The organism is Neorhizobium tomejilense (genome assembly GCF_964254135.1).
Taxonomy (GTDB): Bacteria; Pseudomonadota; Alphaproteobacteria; order Rhizobiales; family Rhizobiaceae; genus Neorhizobium; species Neorhizobium tomejilense.
Window position 1 is genome coordinate 407,463 of record NZ_CAXUSO020000001.1, and the last position, 14,183, is coordinate 421,645.

The window sequence follows — 14,183 nt, forward strand, 5'->3', positions numbered from 1 at the left end:
CGCCAGCACATTGGCGGTTCGCACCAGGCACGCCATGGCAATTCCATCCAGATTGTTTTGAGGTGGGGCCGAATCTTTGGAATCGCCCGTTTTTCTGTAAGAGAATCTAGGGTATCCGGACGGTCGGGACTTTGCGGTAAGTCAAAAAATTGACCATGAAAAATAATCGATGACTTCAACCACTTTTTTATACCAGGCCTCTACTGTCCCATCGCAATGGCAAGTCGGGAGACTCAGATGTACATTTTGATCGGCATAATTGTTCTCGTCGCATTCTACGTCGTTATGATCTACAACGGCCTCGTCAAAGCGCGCCAGATGGCGGAGGAGGCGTGGTCCGGCATCGACGTTCAATTGAAGCGCCGCGCCGACCTGATCCCGAACCTGATCGAGACGGTCAAGGGATACGCAGCCCACGAAAAGGGCACGTTCGAGGAAGTCGTCAAGCTGCGCAACCAGGCGCAGGCGGTGCCGGCAGGCGACGTCGCCGGTCGCGCCCAGGCGGAAGGCCTGCTCGGCCAGGCACTCGGCAAGATCATAGCACTTGCCGAGGCCTATCCGGACCTCAAGGCGAACGAGAATTTTTCCGAACTGCAGGCCTCGCTCGAAACCATCGAAAGCGAGATCCAGATGTCGCGGCGGTACTATAACGGTGCGGCTCGCGATCTGAACGTCAAGGTCGAGAGCTTCCCCAACAACCTCGTCGCCGGCCAGTTCGGCTTCTCGAAGCGCGAGTATTTCGAGATCGAGAACGCCGCCGATCGGGCGGTCCCGACCGTCAAGTTCTGAAATCCGCCATTGGACCTTCGTGCCGCAACGGTTTAAGAGCGCGGTCGGCCGCTCGTTGCGGCATTCCATTGGCGTTAAGAGACGAATATCATGGGTAGAGCCAAACTCACCATCCTGCCGCCGGGCAAGCCGCTTTCCGGACGCGCCATGCCGCCGGGTTCCAAGTCGATCACCAACCGTGCGCTGCTTCTGGCAGGCCTTGCCAGCGGCACCAGCCGGTTGACCGGCGCCCTGCGCAGCGACGACACGCGCTACATGGCCGACGCTTTGAGGGCCATGGGCGTTTCGGTCGACGAGCCGGACGAGACCACCTTTGTCGTCACCGGCAGCGGCAAGCTTCTGCCGCCCTCTACCCCGCTGTTCCTCGGCAACGCCGGCACCGCGACCCGGTTCCTCACGGCGGCTGTCGCTTCCGTTGCGGGCACCGTCGTCGTCGATGGCGACGAACACATGCGCAAGCGGCCGATCGGCCCGCTGGTCGCCGCCCTGAAATCGCTCGGCATCGATGCCGAAGCGCCGACCGGCTGCCCGCCGGTGACGGTTCGCGGCAATGGCCATTTCGCCTCCGGCCGCGTCGAGATCGATGCCGGTCTCTCCAGCCAATACGTCTCGGCGCTGCTGATGGCGGGGCCGCTTGTCAGCCAAGGCGCCAACGCCCCCTTGACGGTTGCGCTGGCCGGCGCGGAAATCGGCGCCCGCGGTTATGTGGACCTGACGCTCGCCGCCATGCAGGCTTTCGGCGCCAAGGTCGAGCAGATCGATGCGGCGACATGGAAGGTCGAACCGACCGGATATCGCGCGGCGGATTTCGTGATTGAACCGGACGCGTCGGCCGCCACCTATCTCTGGGCCGCCGAGGTGCTGACCGGTGGCGCCATCGATCTCGGCGTGGCGGCCACCGCCTTCACCCAGCCGGATGCCAAGGCTTACGAAGTGATCGCGCAGTTCCCGCACCTGCCGGCCGAAATCGATGGCTCGCAGATGCAGGACGCGATCCCGACGCTTGCCGTGCTCGCCGCCTTCAACGAAACGCCGGTGCGTTTTACCGGTATCGCCAACCTGCGCGTCAAGGAATGCGACCGGGTGAGGGCGCTCTCGCTCGGCCTCAACGCCATTCGCGACGGCCTTGCGACGGAAGAGGGCGACGACCTGATCGTCGCCTCCGACCGGTCGCTTGCCGGCCAGACCCTGCCGGCGGAGATCAACACCTTCGCCGACCATCGCATTGCCATGAGCTTTGCGCTTGCCGGGTTGATGATCGGCGGCATCACCATTCTCGATCCGGATTGCGTCGCCAAGACCTTCCCCAGCTATTGGGACGTGCTGGCCTCACTCGGCGTCGAATATACGGACATAGTTTAAGCGGAAAACCCGGATCGGCTGGTGCCGAAGAGGAGGAATGTCGTGATGCGGTGGTTCTCCGGCCTTGGCCTGGCATTACTTTTCTCCTTGTCGGCGGCGCTGCCCGCCGCGACGGAGGAATATATCCGCTCCTATCATTCCGACATCCAGGTCGCGGAAAACGGCGACCTGACGGTTGCCGAAACGATTGTCGCCAATGCGGAAGGCGACAGGATCAAGCGCGGCCTGTTTCGCGACTTCCCGCTGACCATGACGGATGCGGCCGGCCGCACCGTGCGGGTCGGCTTCGAGGTCGTTTCCGTCACCCGCGACGGCCAGGCCGAACCCTTCCATACGGAAAGCGTTACCGGCGGCATCCGCATCTATTCCGGCGACAAGGACGTCTTCCTCCGGGATGGCGAACACACCTTCGTTTTCACCTACAAGACCGATCGGCAGATCCGCTATTTCGACGACCATGACGAGCTTTACTGGAACGCCACCGGCAATGGCTGGGAATTCCGCATCGCCCAGGCCTCGGCGCGGGTGACCCTGCCGGGCAGCGCGCGGATAACCCAGACCGCCGCCTATACCGGCCCGCTCGGCTCCACCGCCCGCAATGCCCGCATGCAGGCGAATGGCAATCAGGCGGTGTTCTCGACCACAAGGCCGCTCGGCGCGCAGGAGGGCCTGACGATCGTCGCGGGCTTTCCCAAGGGGGTTGTAGCCCCTCCGTCCAGGGATCAGGAAAGCGCGTGGTGGTGGCGCGACAATATCGGGACGATCATCTCGATCGTCGGCCTTGTCCTCGTCGTCGGTTATTATGCCGCGTTCTGGGTCCGCGTCGGTCGCGACCCGGATCGGGGTGTCGTCGTGCCGCGCTGGGATGCGCCGGAGGGGCTGTCGCCGGCTCTGGTCAACTACATCGACAACAAGGGCTTTTCCGGCGGCGGCTGGACGGCGTTTGCCGCAAGCGCGCTGGATCTGGCGGTCAAGGGTTATGTGACGCTGGAGGATCTCGCGGAAAAGATCGTCATCCGGCGCACCGACAAGGCAGTGCCGAGGGCGGTGCCGATCGGCCAGGCCTCGATCCTCGGCTCCATCGGGGCCAAGGGGCAGGAACTGATCATCGACGAGGCCCACGGCACCACTGTCCAGTCGATCGGCGCGAGTTTCCGCCAGGCGATCGAGAAGGAACATCGCGGCCAATATTACAACGGCAACAAGGGTTACGTGATCGGCGGCGTCATCCTGAGCGTGCTTTCCATCGTGGCTTTGCTGGTGTTCGGCAATCTCGAACCGGACATGATCGCCCTGCTGATCATCACCGCGTTTTTCGCCGTGGTCTTCGGTTTCCTTGCCGTTGGTTTCGGCAAGGGCTTCCGCCGCGGCTCGTCGCTGTTATCGAAAATCGTCTCGGTCGTTATCCTCGGCGTCATCGGCCTCGTTGCGATCTCGATCGGCTCGGCCATCCTCGTGGCGGTCCTGTCGGAGATGACCGGCAACGAGCATTGGCCGATCCTGGTCTCGGTCGGCGGCATCGTGCTCGCCAACGTCATCTTCTTCTTCCTGATAGGTGCGCCGACGCCGCTCGGCCGCAAGCTGATGGATGGCATAGAGGGCCTGCGCATCTACCTGACGCTCGCCGAAAAGGACCGCATGAACACGGCCGGCGCCCCTACCATGTCGCCGCAGCATTTCGAAAAGCTTCTGCCCTATGCGGTAGCGCTCGGCGTCGAAAAGCCGTGGAGCAACACATTCGAGACCTGGCTTGCAAGCGCCGCGGCAGGCGCTGCCGCCGGCGCCTATGCGCCCGGCTGGTATAGCGGCAATTACGGATCCAATTTCGGCGACCGCATCGGCGGTTTCTCCTCCTCGATGGCCTCCACCATCGCCTCGACCATCCCCGCGCCAAAATCCTCGTCCTCCTCCTCCGGCTTTTCCGGCGGTTCGTCCGGTGGCGGCGGAGGCGGTGGCGGCGGAGGCGGCTGGTAGAGACTTTCCCCAATCCGACTGATGACTTTTGGCGACGGGCTTGCTAAGTCCGCCGCGACCTTATTGTTAGCGCAAAGACATCATCATGCCCGATCTGCTTCTCGAACTCCGCTCGGAGGAAATTCCCGCCCGCATGCAGCGCAAGGCGGCGGGAGACCTGAAAAAGCTCGTCACCGACGCGCTGGTGGAAGCGGGCCTGACCTATGAGGGTGCGCGCGAGTACTGGACGCCGCGTCGCCTGACGCTGGATATCCGCGGCCTGACGGCTCGCTCGGCAGATCAGCGCGAGGAACGCAAGGGTCCGCGCACCGACGCGCCGGAAGGCGCCATCGCCGGCTTTTTGCGCGGTGCGGGTCTTTCGTCGGTCTCCGAGGCCCAGGTCGTCAACGACCCGAAGAAGGGCGATTTCTACGTCGCCGTCATCGCCAGGCCCGGCCGTCCGGCGGAAGAGATCATCGCCGAGGTGATGCCCGGCATCATCCGCAATTTCCCGTGGCCGAAATCGATGCGCTGGGGTGCCGCTTCCATGCCGAAGGGCGCGCGTTTCGCCGGCATTGACGGCAAAGGTCCGGAAAGCCTGCGCTGGGTGCGCCCGCTGCAGTCGATCGTCTGCGTTTTCGGCCCGGAACATGACGAAACCCAGGTCATCCCCTTCGAGATCGACGGGCTGACCGCCAGCAACATCACTTACGGCCATCGGTTCCATGCGCCTGCCGCCATCACCGTGCGCCGTTTCGACGACTACGTGACGAGCCTCGAAAAGGCGAAGGTCATGCTCGATGCCGATCGCCGCAAGGACGTCATCCTGCACGATGCCCGCGATCTCGCCTTCGCCAACGGGCTCGACCTAGTCGAGGACGAGGGCCTTCTGGAGGAAGTCTCCGGCCTCGTCGAATGGCCGCATGTGCTGATGGGCGAATTCGAACAGGACTATCTCGAAATCCCGTCCGAAATCATCCGCCTGACCATCAAGACCAACCAGAAATGTTTCGTCACCCGCCCGCAGGCCGGCGGGGAAGGGCTCTCCAACCGCTTCATCCTGATTTCGAACATCGAGGCGAAGGACGGCGGCAAGGAGATCATGCACGGCAACGGCAAGGTCGTGCGCGCCCGTCTCTCCGACGCCAAGCATTTTTGGACCCGCGACCAGGGCGACATGCCCGACCTCGACACGCTGGAAGCATCAGCTGCGAAGTTCGACCTGGACCTCAAGAAGCCACTCGACCAGCGCATGGCAAAGCTCGACGCGCTGAACGTGACGTTCCACGCCAAGCTCGGGACACAGGGCGAACGCGTCGCCCGCATCCGCGCACTGGCTCAGGAATTGGCGAAGGTCACGGGCGCCGATCCGGCCCTCGTCGATCGCGCCGTGGTCTTGGCCAAGGCCGACCTTCGTACCGAGGCGGTCGGCGAATTTCCTGAACTGCAGGGCTTGATGGGCCGTAAATATGCGGCGCTGCAGGGCGAAGATGCGTCCGTCGCCGCCGCCATCGAAGACCACTACAAGCCGCAAGGCCCCTCCGACCGCGTTCCGGAAGACCGGGTGGCGATCACTGTCGCACTCGCCGACAAGCTCGATACACTCGTTGGTTTCTGGATTATTGATGAGAAGCCAACCGGCTCAAAGGATCCTTATGCGCTGCGCCGCGCTGCGCTCGGCGTCGTACGGATTTTGCTTGAGCGAAAAACCCGGGTCTCTCTGATCGAGAATGCGATTATCGATCATTTCCAGAACTATTATAGCTGGTGGTTGGCTCTTAAAAGCGGCTCATCGCGGAGTGAAGCCTTGGGGGATTCTTTTCCTGCACCTTTAAGCAATGAGATCAAGGCCTTCATAGCTCAACATTGGGACAATTTCACTTTGGATTTGCCCCTTGAATATCTCGAAAATCTGCGGGAATCTGAATGGGTTGTAAGAAGTAGGCGAAATCTTGCCGACCTCCTCTCCTTCTTCCACGACCGCCTCAAAGTCTACCTCCGCGACCAGGGCGCCCGCCACGACCTGATCGACGCGGTCCTCACCCCGGACTCCGACGACCTCCTGATGGTCGACCGCCGCGTCAAGGCGCTGACGGCGTTCATCACCTCGGAAGACGGCAAGAACCTGCTCGCCGGCACCAAACGCGCCGTGCAGCTGCTCGCCGCGGAAGAGAAGAAGGGCACCGTCGTCGCCGATGGCGTTTCGGAAGAACTGCTGAGGCTCGATGCCGAAAAGGCGCTCTGGGCAGCGATCGTCGTCGCCTCGAAGGAAGCGGCCGAGGCCGTCGCCAGGGAAGACTTCCGCTCGGCCATGGAAGCCCTGTCGAAACTCCGTGCCCCCGTCGACAAATTTTTCGAGGACGTGCTCGTCAACGACGAGGACGCCGCCATCCGCGCCAACCGCCTGGCCCTCCTGAAGGCCATCCGCGAAGCAACCGCGACCGTCGCGGACTTTTCCAAGATCAGCGGCTGAACATCCGACGCTATTGGATTATGGTGACGCATATGTTACCATCATCCAATGAAGATCACCGAATACCTTGAACCAGATGGATCGAGCCCTTTCGGGCGGTGGTTTTCGAAGATCGAGTCCCGTGCGGCCTCGAAGGTGACGATTGCGCTGACGCGGATCGGACAAGGCAACCTCTCGAATGTGAAGTCGGTCGGCGCCGGAGTGCTGGAATACCGGATCGATTATGGGCCCGGCTACCGAATCTATTTCGGTCGGGACGGCGAGCAACTGGTGATCCTGTTGGTCGGCGGAACCAAACAACGCCAGCAAAATGATATCGAGACCGCGCTTGGCTATTGGCAGAACTACAAATCCAGGAAGGGAAGCTGAGATGGCCCTGACACGCGAATTCAAGGAAACGGTGAAGGCCCGGCTGGATCAGGATCCGGCATTTCGCGCCGCTTTGCTTTCGGATGCGGTTGAACTTCTTCTGGAAGGTGATCTCGAAACCGGTAAGAGCGTGCTGCGCGACTTCATCAACGCCACGATCGGTTTCGAAAGATTGGCCGAAAAGGTCGATATGCCGGCCAAGAGCCTGATGCGAATGTTCGGGCCTAAAGGCAATCCGCGCGCCGATAATCTGTTCAATGTCATCCGGCAATTGCAGGAAAGCTCGGGCATCCACCTGGCAGTGGCAGCCGCCTGATCCTGACCCAAATAAAAAACCGCCGGATCTTTCGACCCGGCGGTTCCCCGTCCCCCGACTAACTTTGGTCAGCTCGCGCGGCGCATTTTCTGCGCGACGCGGTTGAGGCTGCCGGCGCCGGCATTGTAGCCGGTGTCCTGGCCTGCACTGATGCGGAAGCTGCTGATCAGGCTCAGCAACTCATCGGTGTCGGCGGCAAGCGCTTCGGCCGAGGCGGTCGTTTCTTCCGCCATTGCCGCATTGTGCTGGGTCGCCGCGTCGAGCTGGTTCAGCGAAGACGAGATCGAGCGCAGCGTAGTGTCCTGTTCGGAGGCCGAATGGGCGATCTTGCCGACGATGTCGCTCGCCGCCTTCACCTGGTTGGAAATCCGCTTCAGGGCCTCGCCGGCCTCGCCGACGAGGCGGACGCCGTTCTGCACCTGTCCGGAAGAACGCGAGATCTGATCCTTGATCTCCTTTGCCGCAGCGGCGGAGCGCTGGGCGAGTTCGCGGACTTCCTGGGCAACGACCGCAAAACCCTTGCCGGATTCGCCAGCGCGGGCCGCTTCGACGCCTGCGTTCAATGCCAGAAGATTGGTCTGGAAGGCGATATCGTCGATGACGCCGATGATCTTGGAGATCTCGTCCGACGAATGTTCGATGCCGCCCATCGCGTCGATCGCCTGAGCGACGATCTGGTCGGAACGGGTGGCCTCGGCGCTGACCGAGGTGACGCGCTGGGCCGCCTCGTGTGCACCTTCGGCCGTCTGGCGAACGGCGACGGTGAGTTCGTCGAGCGCCGCCGACGTCTCTTCGAGATTGGCGGCCTGGCGTTCGGTGCGTTGCGACAGCTCGCTTGAGGCGCGGCGGATTTCTTCCTTCGAGCCGCCGATGTCGATGCCCTTGGCATTGACCTTGCTCATCGCCGCTTCGAGATGGGCGAGTGCTTCGTTGAAGTTGTGGCGCAGCGTCTCGTAACGCGGGCCGAGATCGCCGCAGCGGATCGTCAAGTCGCTTTGGGCGAGTGATTCCAACGCTTCGCCGATGGTGGAGACCACGCGGGCCTGGCTTGCGGCTTCCTGCTGCTGGCCGTCGAGGTTCTGCTGGCGTTCGCGGTCGAGCTCCTGGCGCTGCTTTTCCTCGCGATGGGCCATGGCATGGCGTTCGCGGATCTTTTCCTGCAGCGCCTGGGTGGCCTTCGCCATCATGCCCACTTCGTTCGACATGTCCGTATGCGGGATGGCGATCGTGACGTTTTCGTCGGCGACCGCCTGAAGCGTGCCATGCACGGCGGCGAGCGGCTTGGTGATGCCGCGGATCACCACATAGGCAGCCGCAAGGGCGATTATCAACGCGAAGGCGCCGGTAGCGAGTGCGTCCAGCACCATTCCGCGAATCTGTGCCTGCAGGTCGTCGGTGTAGACGCCTGTCGCAAGGACCATCTGCCAGGGCTCGAATGCCTTCGCATAGGAACTCTTCGAAAAATTGCCATCAGGCAGACCGGGCTTGGTCGTGCTCATATAGTCGACAATTCCGCCGCCGGATTTGCCAACGGAGACCATTTCGTCGCGGAACAGTTTCCCGGCGGAATCAGGTTTGCCCTTGCCGCTCTCGCCGACCTTCTTCGGATCGGGATGCATCAGCATCTTCACGTCGTAGTCATAGGCAAAGAGATAGCCGTCGGGCTGGAAGCTCATGGCGGAGACTGCGACGAAGGCCTGTTTCTGGGCTTCTGCGCGCGTCAGCTCACCGGCCGCCTCACGCTGCTGGAACTTCTTGAGGATGCCGATACCTGACTCCACCTGGGTCCGCAGCATTCCATACCGCTCGGCATAGATAGCCCGCGTCGAGGTCTGGAGTTCGAAATAGGTCACGACGGCGAAGCCGGCGATCAGGGCCAGAACCAGCAGGACGAGCTGGTTTGAAATCCTCAGGTTTTTCATGTTCGTTCCATAAGTGATTGAGCTCGCCTCGAGCGACTTGGAAGAATGATTCTGAATGGAGAGGCGCTTCTGCGCATGGAGATGTGCTGCATCGCACACTTGAGAGAATATGGTGCAATATTTGAATAAAAATTTAACAAAAGCGAATTTCAGGAAGGATATTTAATACCTGGAAAAATTACGTGTATGTTTTCATGGGGCTGTGTATTTAAAGTTGTCGACAATAAAGGGAATTCGGAACACTAATGCTCCATAAATCGAAAAGATTTGACAATAATATCTAAAATCTACGGTTGTAGACTTGAGTTTCGTATTTATACTTAGGCTAATTCTCTCTTATGATGCAAGCCGCCGGATCTTTCGACCCGGCGGTTCCCCGTCCCCCGACTAACTTTAATTAGCTGGCCCGGCGCATTTTCTGCGCGACGCGGTTGAGGTTGCCGGCGCCGGCATTGTAGCCGGTGTCCTGGCCTGCACTGATGCGGAAGCTGCTGATCAGGCTCAGCAGTTCATCGGTGTCGGCGGCAAGCGCTTCGGCCGAGGCGGTGGTTTCTTCCGCCATCGCCGCATTGTGCTGGGTCGCAGCGTCGAGCTGGTTCAGCGACGACGAGATCGAGCGCAGCGTGGTGTCCTGTTCGGAAGCCGAATGGGCGATCTTGCCGACGATGTCGCTCGCCGCCTTCACCTGGTTGGAAATCCGCTTCAGGGCTTCGCCGGCTTCGCCGACGAGGCGGACGCCGTTCTGCACCTGTCCGGAAGAACGCGAGATCTGATCCTTGATCTCCTTTGCCGCAGCGGCGGAGCGCTGGGCGAGTTCGCGGACTTCCTGGGCAACGACCGCAAAACCCTTGCCGGATTCGCCAGCGCGGGCCGCTTCGACGCCTGCGTTCAATGCCAGAAGATTGGTCTGGAAGGCGATATCGTCGATGACGCCGATGATCTTGGAGATCTCGTCCGACGAATGTTCGATGCCGCCCATCGCGTCGATCGCCTGAGCGACGATCTGGTCGGAACGGGTGGCCTCGGCGCTGACCGAGGTGACGCGCTGGGCCGCCTCGTGTGCACCTTCGGCCGTCTGGCGAACGGCGACGGTGAGTTCGTCGAGCGCCGCCGACGTCTCTTCGAGATTGGCGGCCTGGCGTTCGGTGCGTTGCGACAGCTCGCTTGAGGCGCGGCGGATTTCTTCCTTCGAGCCGCCGATATCGATGCCCTTGGCATTGACCTTGCTCATCGCTGCTTCGAGATGGGCGAGCGCTTCGTTGAAGTTGTGGCGCAACGTCTCGTAACGCGCTCCGAGATCGCTGCAGCGGACAGTGAGGTCTCCCTGGGCAAGCGCTTCCAGCGCTTCGCCGATGGTGGAGACCACGCGGGTCTGCAGCGCGGCTTCCTGCTGCTGCATATCGACATTCTGCTGGCGCTCGCGATCGAGTTCCGTCTTCTGTTTTTCCTCGCGATCGGCCATGGCGTGGCGTTCGCGGATCTTTTCCTGCAGAGCCTGGGTGGCCTTCGCCATCATGCCCACTTCGTTCGACATGTCCGTATGCGGGATCGTCGCGGTGACGTTTTCGTCGGCGACGGCCTCCAGCGCCGTGTGCACGGCGGCGAGCGGCTTGGTGATGTTGCGGATGACGAGGACGGCGACGCCGAGTGCGAACAGGAAGGCGACGAAGCCGATGCCGACCACTTCCAGGATCGTCTTGTTGATCTTGGCGTCGAGGTCGTCGGTGTAAACGCCTGTGCCGACAATGAGCTGCCAAGGCTCGAAGGCGCGGGAATAGGCGGCCTTTTCGAAGACCTTGTCAGCCGGCATGCCGGGCTTTTCCCAGTAATAGGTGGTAACGCCGCCGCCGGCACGGCCCTTGGCGACCATCTCTTCGCGGAACAGGTTGCCCATCTTGTCCGGCTGACCCTTCTGGTTCACGCCGATCAGTTTGGAATTGAAGTGGAACTGCGTCACCGTCTCGTAGTTCAGGCCGAAGATGTAGCCGGCCGGCTCGTATTTGATCCCTGCCACGGTTGCGTAAGCCAATTTCTGCGCGTCCTCGCGCTTCAGCTCGCCCGATTTTTCCCGGTCGTAATAGGATTGCAGGATGGAAATGCCCGATTCCACCTGGGTGCGCAGCATTTCGTAGCGCTCGGCATAGATGGAGGCGATCGACGTGCGGATCTGATAGTAGGTGACGGCGGTAAAAGCCACCATGAGCACTGCCACCATGGTCAATAACTGGTGGGAAATCTTGAGATTCTTCATGTTTCGACTCACTTTCAGGCAGCCGAACTCTCCCGGAGGAGCCGGAGCGGGGCGAAGTTTTTGGGGAAGCGCGTCCTGCGCCGGTCACGTGCTCACATCGCACTATGACGGGAGAGTGATCTCGAACATTTGAATAAAAATTTAATTATCGGGGTCTTGACAGGCCCGAACGCAAATATTTTGAGCAGGTCGGATTTGATGATGCACAATTTGCGCGCATGCCGTGAAACGGCGTTCCAGAAGCACTTTCTGCTATGTAAATATAATGATTTTCTAACTTAGAACCGGTTGGTGCGCAGCTCGAACATGTCGAGGGCCAGCGGCTTCGGCGCGAGCGAAGCTTCGGCAATTCCGACCGACGCGTCGCCGATTGTCTTCACGGCACTGGTCATGGCGTCGGTATCGATGCCGTCACTCGGTGCTTCGGCGGCGACGATCTGCGTCTGGGTCGAGCCGTTGGTCGTCGGGTGAAGCTCGGCAATGGCCTTTTCCTCAGCCATCCATTTGGGCAGCTTGCTGACATGGACCACCGGCGAGCCGCCGAGCCAGGCTTCGGTGCGCGCCAGCTTCTTCTCACCGTTGATCTCGATGATTTCCGTCTTCTGGGTGCCGGCCGGCAGATCGGGAACCTTGTAGGCTGCCTCGTCCGATGTCGGCGCCACGGCGACCGGGCAGCTTGCGCAGGTCTTGGTGACGATACTGACGCCTGGCTGATGTGTGCTGTTGATCACCGTGATCGACGACGCGAAAGCGGAACCGCTTGCAAACACCAGAGCTGTAGCCAGAACGAGACGCATGACCGGGAATCCTTCTTGAGGTTCCCAATGTTTACTGCCGCTTCGTTTCTATCCCGTCTGGATAATCGGTAAATTTTGAATGAACTTGGCGTTTCCGGCACTCAGCTCTTTTCGCGCGCTACTGCCTGCCAGCCGATATCGCGGCGGCAGAAGCCGTTTTCCCATTCGACCTGGTCCACGAGTCCGTAGGCGCGCGCCTGCGCGTCCGCGACGGTCCCGGCGGTCGCCGTGACGTTCAGCACGCGGCCACCGGTTGCGACAAGTTTGCCGTCCTTGAGAGCCGTCCCGGCGTGAAAAATCTTCCCGCCGGCAGCATCCTCCGGCAGGTGGGCGATCGGGGTGCCCTTGTCGTAGGCGCCTGGATAACCCTTGGAGGCCATCACCACGGTCAGCGCCACGTCGTCGCTCCACTCGGCGGAAACCTGGTCGAGCGTTTCGGTCGCTGCCGCATGAAGCAGGTCGAGCAGGTCGCTCTTCAGCCGCATCATCAGCACCTGGCATTCGGGATCGCCGAAGCGGACATTGTATTCAATCAGTTCCGGACCCTTGGCGGTGATCATCAATCCGGCGAAGAATACGCCGGTAAAGGGATGCCCGCTTGTCGCCATGCCGCGGATCGTCGGCTCGATGATCTCCTTCATGGTGCGCGCGACCATGTCCGGTGTCATCACGGGAGCGGGCGAATAGGCGCCCATGCCGCCGGTATTCGGGCCGGTATCGCCGTCGCCGACCCGCTTGTGGTCCTGGGCCGTCGCCAGCGCCAGCGCCGTCTTGCCGTCGGACAGGCAGAAGAAGCTCGCCTCCTCGCCGTCGAGATAGGCTTCGACCACCACTTCGGCACCGGCCGACCCGAAGGCGCCGTCGAAGCAGTCGTCGATTGCCGCAAGCGCCTCGTCGAGCACCATGGCAACGGTGACGCCCTTGCCGGCGGCAAGCCCGTCTGCCTTCACGACGATCGGCGCGCCCTGTTCGCGCACATAGGCCTTGGCCTCGGCAGCGTCGGTGAAGCGGCGATAGGCGCCGGTCGGGATATTATAGCGGGCGCAGAGGTCCTTGGTGAAACCCTTCGAGCCTTCGAGTTGGGCCGCGGCTGCGGAAGGACCGAAGGTCGCAATGCCCTTGGCGCGGAGATGGTCCGCAAGCCCGGCGACGAGCGGCGCTTCCGGCCCGACGACGACGAGACCGATTGCATTGTCGAGGCAGAAGGCCGCGACGGCGGCATGATCGTCGATGTCGAGCGATACGAGTTCGGCATGATCGGCGATGCCGGGATTGCCGGGGGCGGCGTAGAGTTTGCCGAGTTTCGGAGACTGGGCGAGTTTCCAGGCGAGCGCGTGCTCGCGTCCACCCGAACCGATCAAGAGAACCTTCATGTCCTGCCCTCGCCTGCGCTGAAAACCTTGGCCTTGCGCGGCGGTTAAGGGGAGGGGAGGCAAAGGTCAAGGGCCAAGGCTTAGGTGGCCTCCCATCTTGTGGCCATCATGGCGTTTCGATGGGAGGCCGTTGCGTTCGATAAAGGTCAGAATTCACCGCGCCGATTTTTGGCGCCACGTCGGATGTCCAGTGTCGTCTGGAAGATCACCCTGTTCCGATAGGCGAGGAAAGGTACCGGTTCGTTCCGAAGGGACGCATCGTTCAGCTTCTGTTCGAGATAGGAAATGGCAGCCTCTAGCTCTTCATTGGCGACCGCCGTGTCAAATGCCAGTGTCCTGGCGGCGTTTTTGGGCATTCGTATCTCCATTCGGCCACATCATGCGGCGGAATGATTTTAATAGCCTCTTGCCGGAGGTGAGAGTGCGTTGGTTCTTTTCCACAGGGCCTTGGTTAGCAATCGGTCACCCCATGTCTCGTTCCGGCACGGTTGGCGCCAAGCAAATTGTGGAACCGGCATTCGCCACGTTGCCTTGCCACAAACTTCGACTATGGTCGCGCCTCCCATTTGAACGAGGAC

Annotated in this window: 11 protein-coding genes; 6 read left to right on the forward strand and 5 right to left on the reverse strand. The window is 61.3% G+C overall.

Features of this window, described 5'->3' with window-relative positions; genetic code table 11:
- The first annotated feature begins 237 nt into the window (after positions 1-237).
- The 6 genes from ACSQ3G_RS02020 to ACSQ3G_RS02045 all read left to right on the forward strand — a co-directional run bounded on the left by ACSQ3G_RS02020 (position 238) and on the right by ACSQ3G_RS02045 (position 7,262).
- Complete coding sequence (locus ACSQ3G_RS02020; RefSeq protein WP_046611032.1) at positions 238-789, forward strand: LemA family protein; 552 nt, start codon at positions 238-240, stop codon at positions 787-789.
- An 87-nt stretch (positions 790-876) separates the two neighbouring features.
- Entirely contained in the window at positions 877-2,151 is a 1,275-nt protein-coding gene (locus tag ACSQ3G_RS02025) for a 3-phosphoshikimate 1-carboxyvinyltransferase (protein WP_436111653.1), read from the forward strand.
- Positions 2,152-2,193: 42 nt separating this feature from the next.
- Positions 2,194-4,125, forward strand: a complete 1,932-nt coding sequence (locus tag ACSQ3G_RS02030; protein WP_436108853.1) for a DUF2207 domain-containing protein — start codon at positions 2,194-2,196, stop codon at positions 4,123-4,125.
- A gap of 85 nt (positions 4,126-4,210) precedes the next feature.
- Complete coding sequence (glyS, locus tag ACSQ3G_RS02035; RefSeq protein WP_436108854.1) at positions 4,211-6,577, forward strand: glycine--tRNA ligase subunit beta; 2,367 nt, start codon at positions 4,211-4,213, stop codon at positions 6,575-6,577.
- 48 nt (positions 6,578-6,625) lie between these two features.
- The gene (locus ACSQ3G_RS02040; RefSeq protein ID WP_436108855.1) at positions 6,626-6,946 is read left to right on the forward strand and encodes a type II toxin-antitoxin system RelE/ParE family toxin; all 321 of its coding nucleotides are present in this window, start codon (positions 6,626-6,628) and stop codon (positions 6,944-6,946) included.
- Between the two features lies 1 nt (position 6,947).
- Complete coding sequence (locus ACSQ3G_RS02045) at positions 6,948-7,262, forward strand: helix-turn-helix domain-containing transcriptional regulator (RefSeq protein ID WP_436108856.1); 315 nt, start codon at positions 6,948-6,950, stop codon at positions 7,260-7,262.
- 68 nt (positions 7,263-7,330) lie between these two features.
- On the opposite strand, the gene ACSQ3G_RS02050 is transcribed toward ACSQ3G_RS02045, so the two are convergent.
- The 5 genes from ACSQ3G_RS02050 to ACSQ3G_RS02070 all read right to left on the reverse strand — a co-directional run bounded on the left by ACSQ3G_RS02050 (position 7,331) and on the right by ACSQ3G_RS02070 (position 13,961).
- Entirely contained in the window at positions 7,331-9,184 is a 1,854-nt protein-coding gene (locus ACSQ3G_RS02050) for a methyl-accepting chemotaxis protein (RefSeq protein ID WP_436108857.1), read from the reverse strand.
- 397 nt (positions 9,185-9,581) lie between these two features.
- On the reverse strand, positions 9,582-11,435 hold the full coding sequence (locus ACSQ3G_RS02055; protein ID WP_436108858.1) for a methyl-accepting chemotaxis protein: 1,854 nt from the start codon (positions 11,433-11,435) through the stop codon (positions 9,582-9,584).
- 278 nt (positions 11,436-11,713) lie between these two features.
- The gene (locus tag ACSQ3G_RS02060; RefSeq protein WP_436108859.1) at positions 11,714-12,232 is read right to left on the reverse strand and encodes a plant virulence effector HPE1-like domain-containing protein; all 519 of its coding nucleotides are present in this window, start codon (positions 12,230-12,232) and stop codon (positions 11,714-11,716) included.
- Between the two features lie 101 nt (positions 12,233-12,333).
- Positions 12,334-13,605 (reverse strand): phosphoribosylamine--glycine ligase, encoded by a 1,272-nt coding sequence (gene purD / locus ACSQ3G_RS02065; RefSeq protein WP_436108860.1) that lies wholly within the window; start codon positions 13,603-13,605, stop codon positions 12,334-12,336.
- 146 nt (positions 13,606-13,751) lie between these two features.
- Positions 13,752-13,961: a hypothetical protein gene (locus tag ACSQ3G_RS02070; RefSeq protein WP_105418679.1), complete on the reverse strand. Its 210-nt coding sequence runs from the start codon at positions 13,959-13,961 to the stop codon at positions 13,752-13,754.
- Positions 13,962-14,183: the final 222 nt, after the last annotated feature.

Coding starts and splice junctions, on each gene's coding strand:
- ACSQ3G_RS02055 (WP_436108858.1), bottom strand. CDS start 11,435: ATGAAGAATCTCAAGATTTCCCACCAGTTATTGACCATGGTGGCAGTG.
- glyS (WP_436108854.1), top strand. CDS start 4,211: ATGCCCGATCTGCTTCTCGAACTCCGCTCGGAGGAAATTCCCGCCCGC.
- ACSQ3G_RS02060 (WP_436108859.1), bottom strand. CDS start 12,232: ATGCGTCTCGTTCTGGCTACAGCTCTGGTGTTTGCAAGCGGTTCCGCT.
- ACSQ3G_RS02070 (WP_105418679.1), bottom strand. CDS start 13,961: ATGCCCAAAAACGCCGCCAGGACACTGGCATTTGACACGGCGGTCGCC.
- ACSQ3G_RS02020 (WP_046611032.1), top strand. CDS start 238: ATGTACATTTTGATCGGCATAATTGTTCTCGTCGCATTCTACGTCGTT.
- ACSQ3G_RS02050 (WP_436108857.1), bottom strand. CDS start 9,184: ATGAAAAACCTGAGGATTTCAAACCAGCTCGTCCTGCTGGTTCTGGCC.
- purD (WP_436108860.1), bottom strand. CDS start 13,605: ATGAAGGTTCTCTTGATCGGTTCGGGTGGACGCGAGCACGCGCTCGCC.
- ACSQ3G_RS02045 (WP_436108856.1), top strand. CDS start 6,948: ATGGCCCTGACACGCGAATTCAAGGAAACGGTGAAGGCCCGGCTGGAT.
- ACSQ3G_RS02040 (WP_436108855.1), top strand. CDS start 6,626: ATGAAGATCACCGAATACCTTGAACCAGATGGATCGAGCCCTTTCGGG.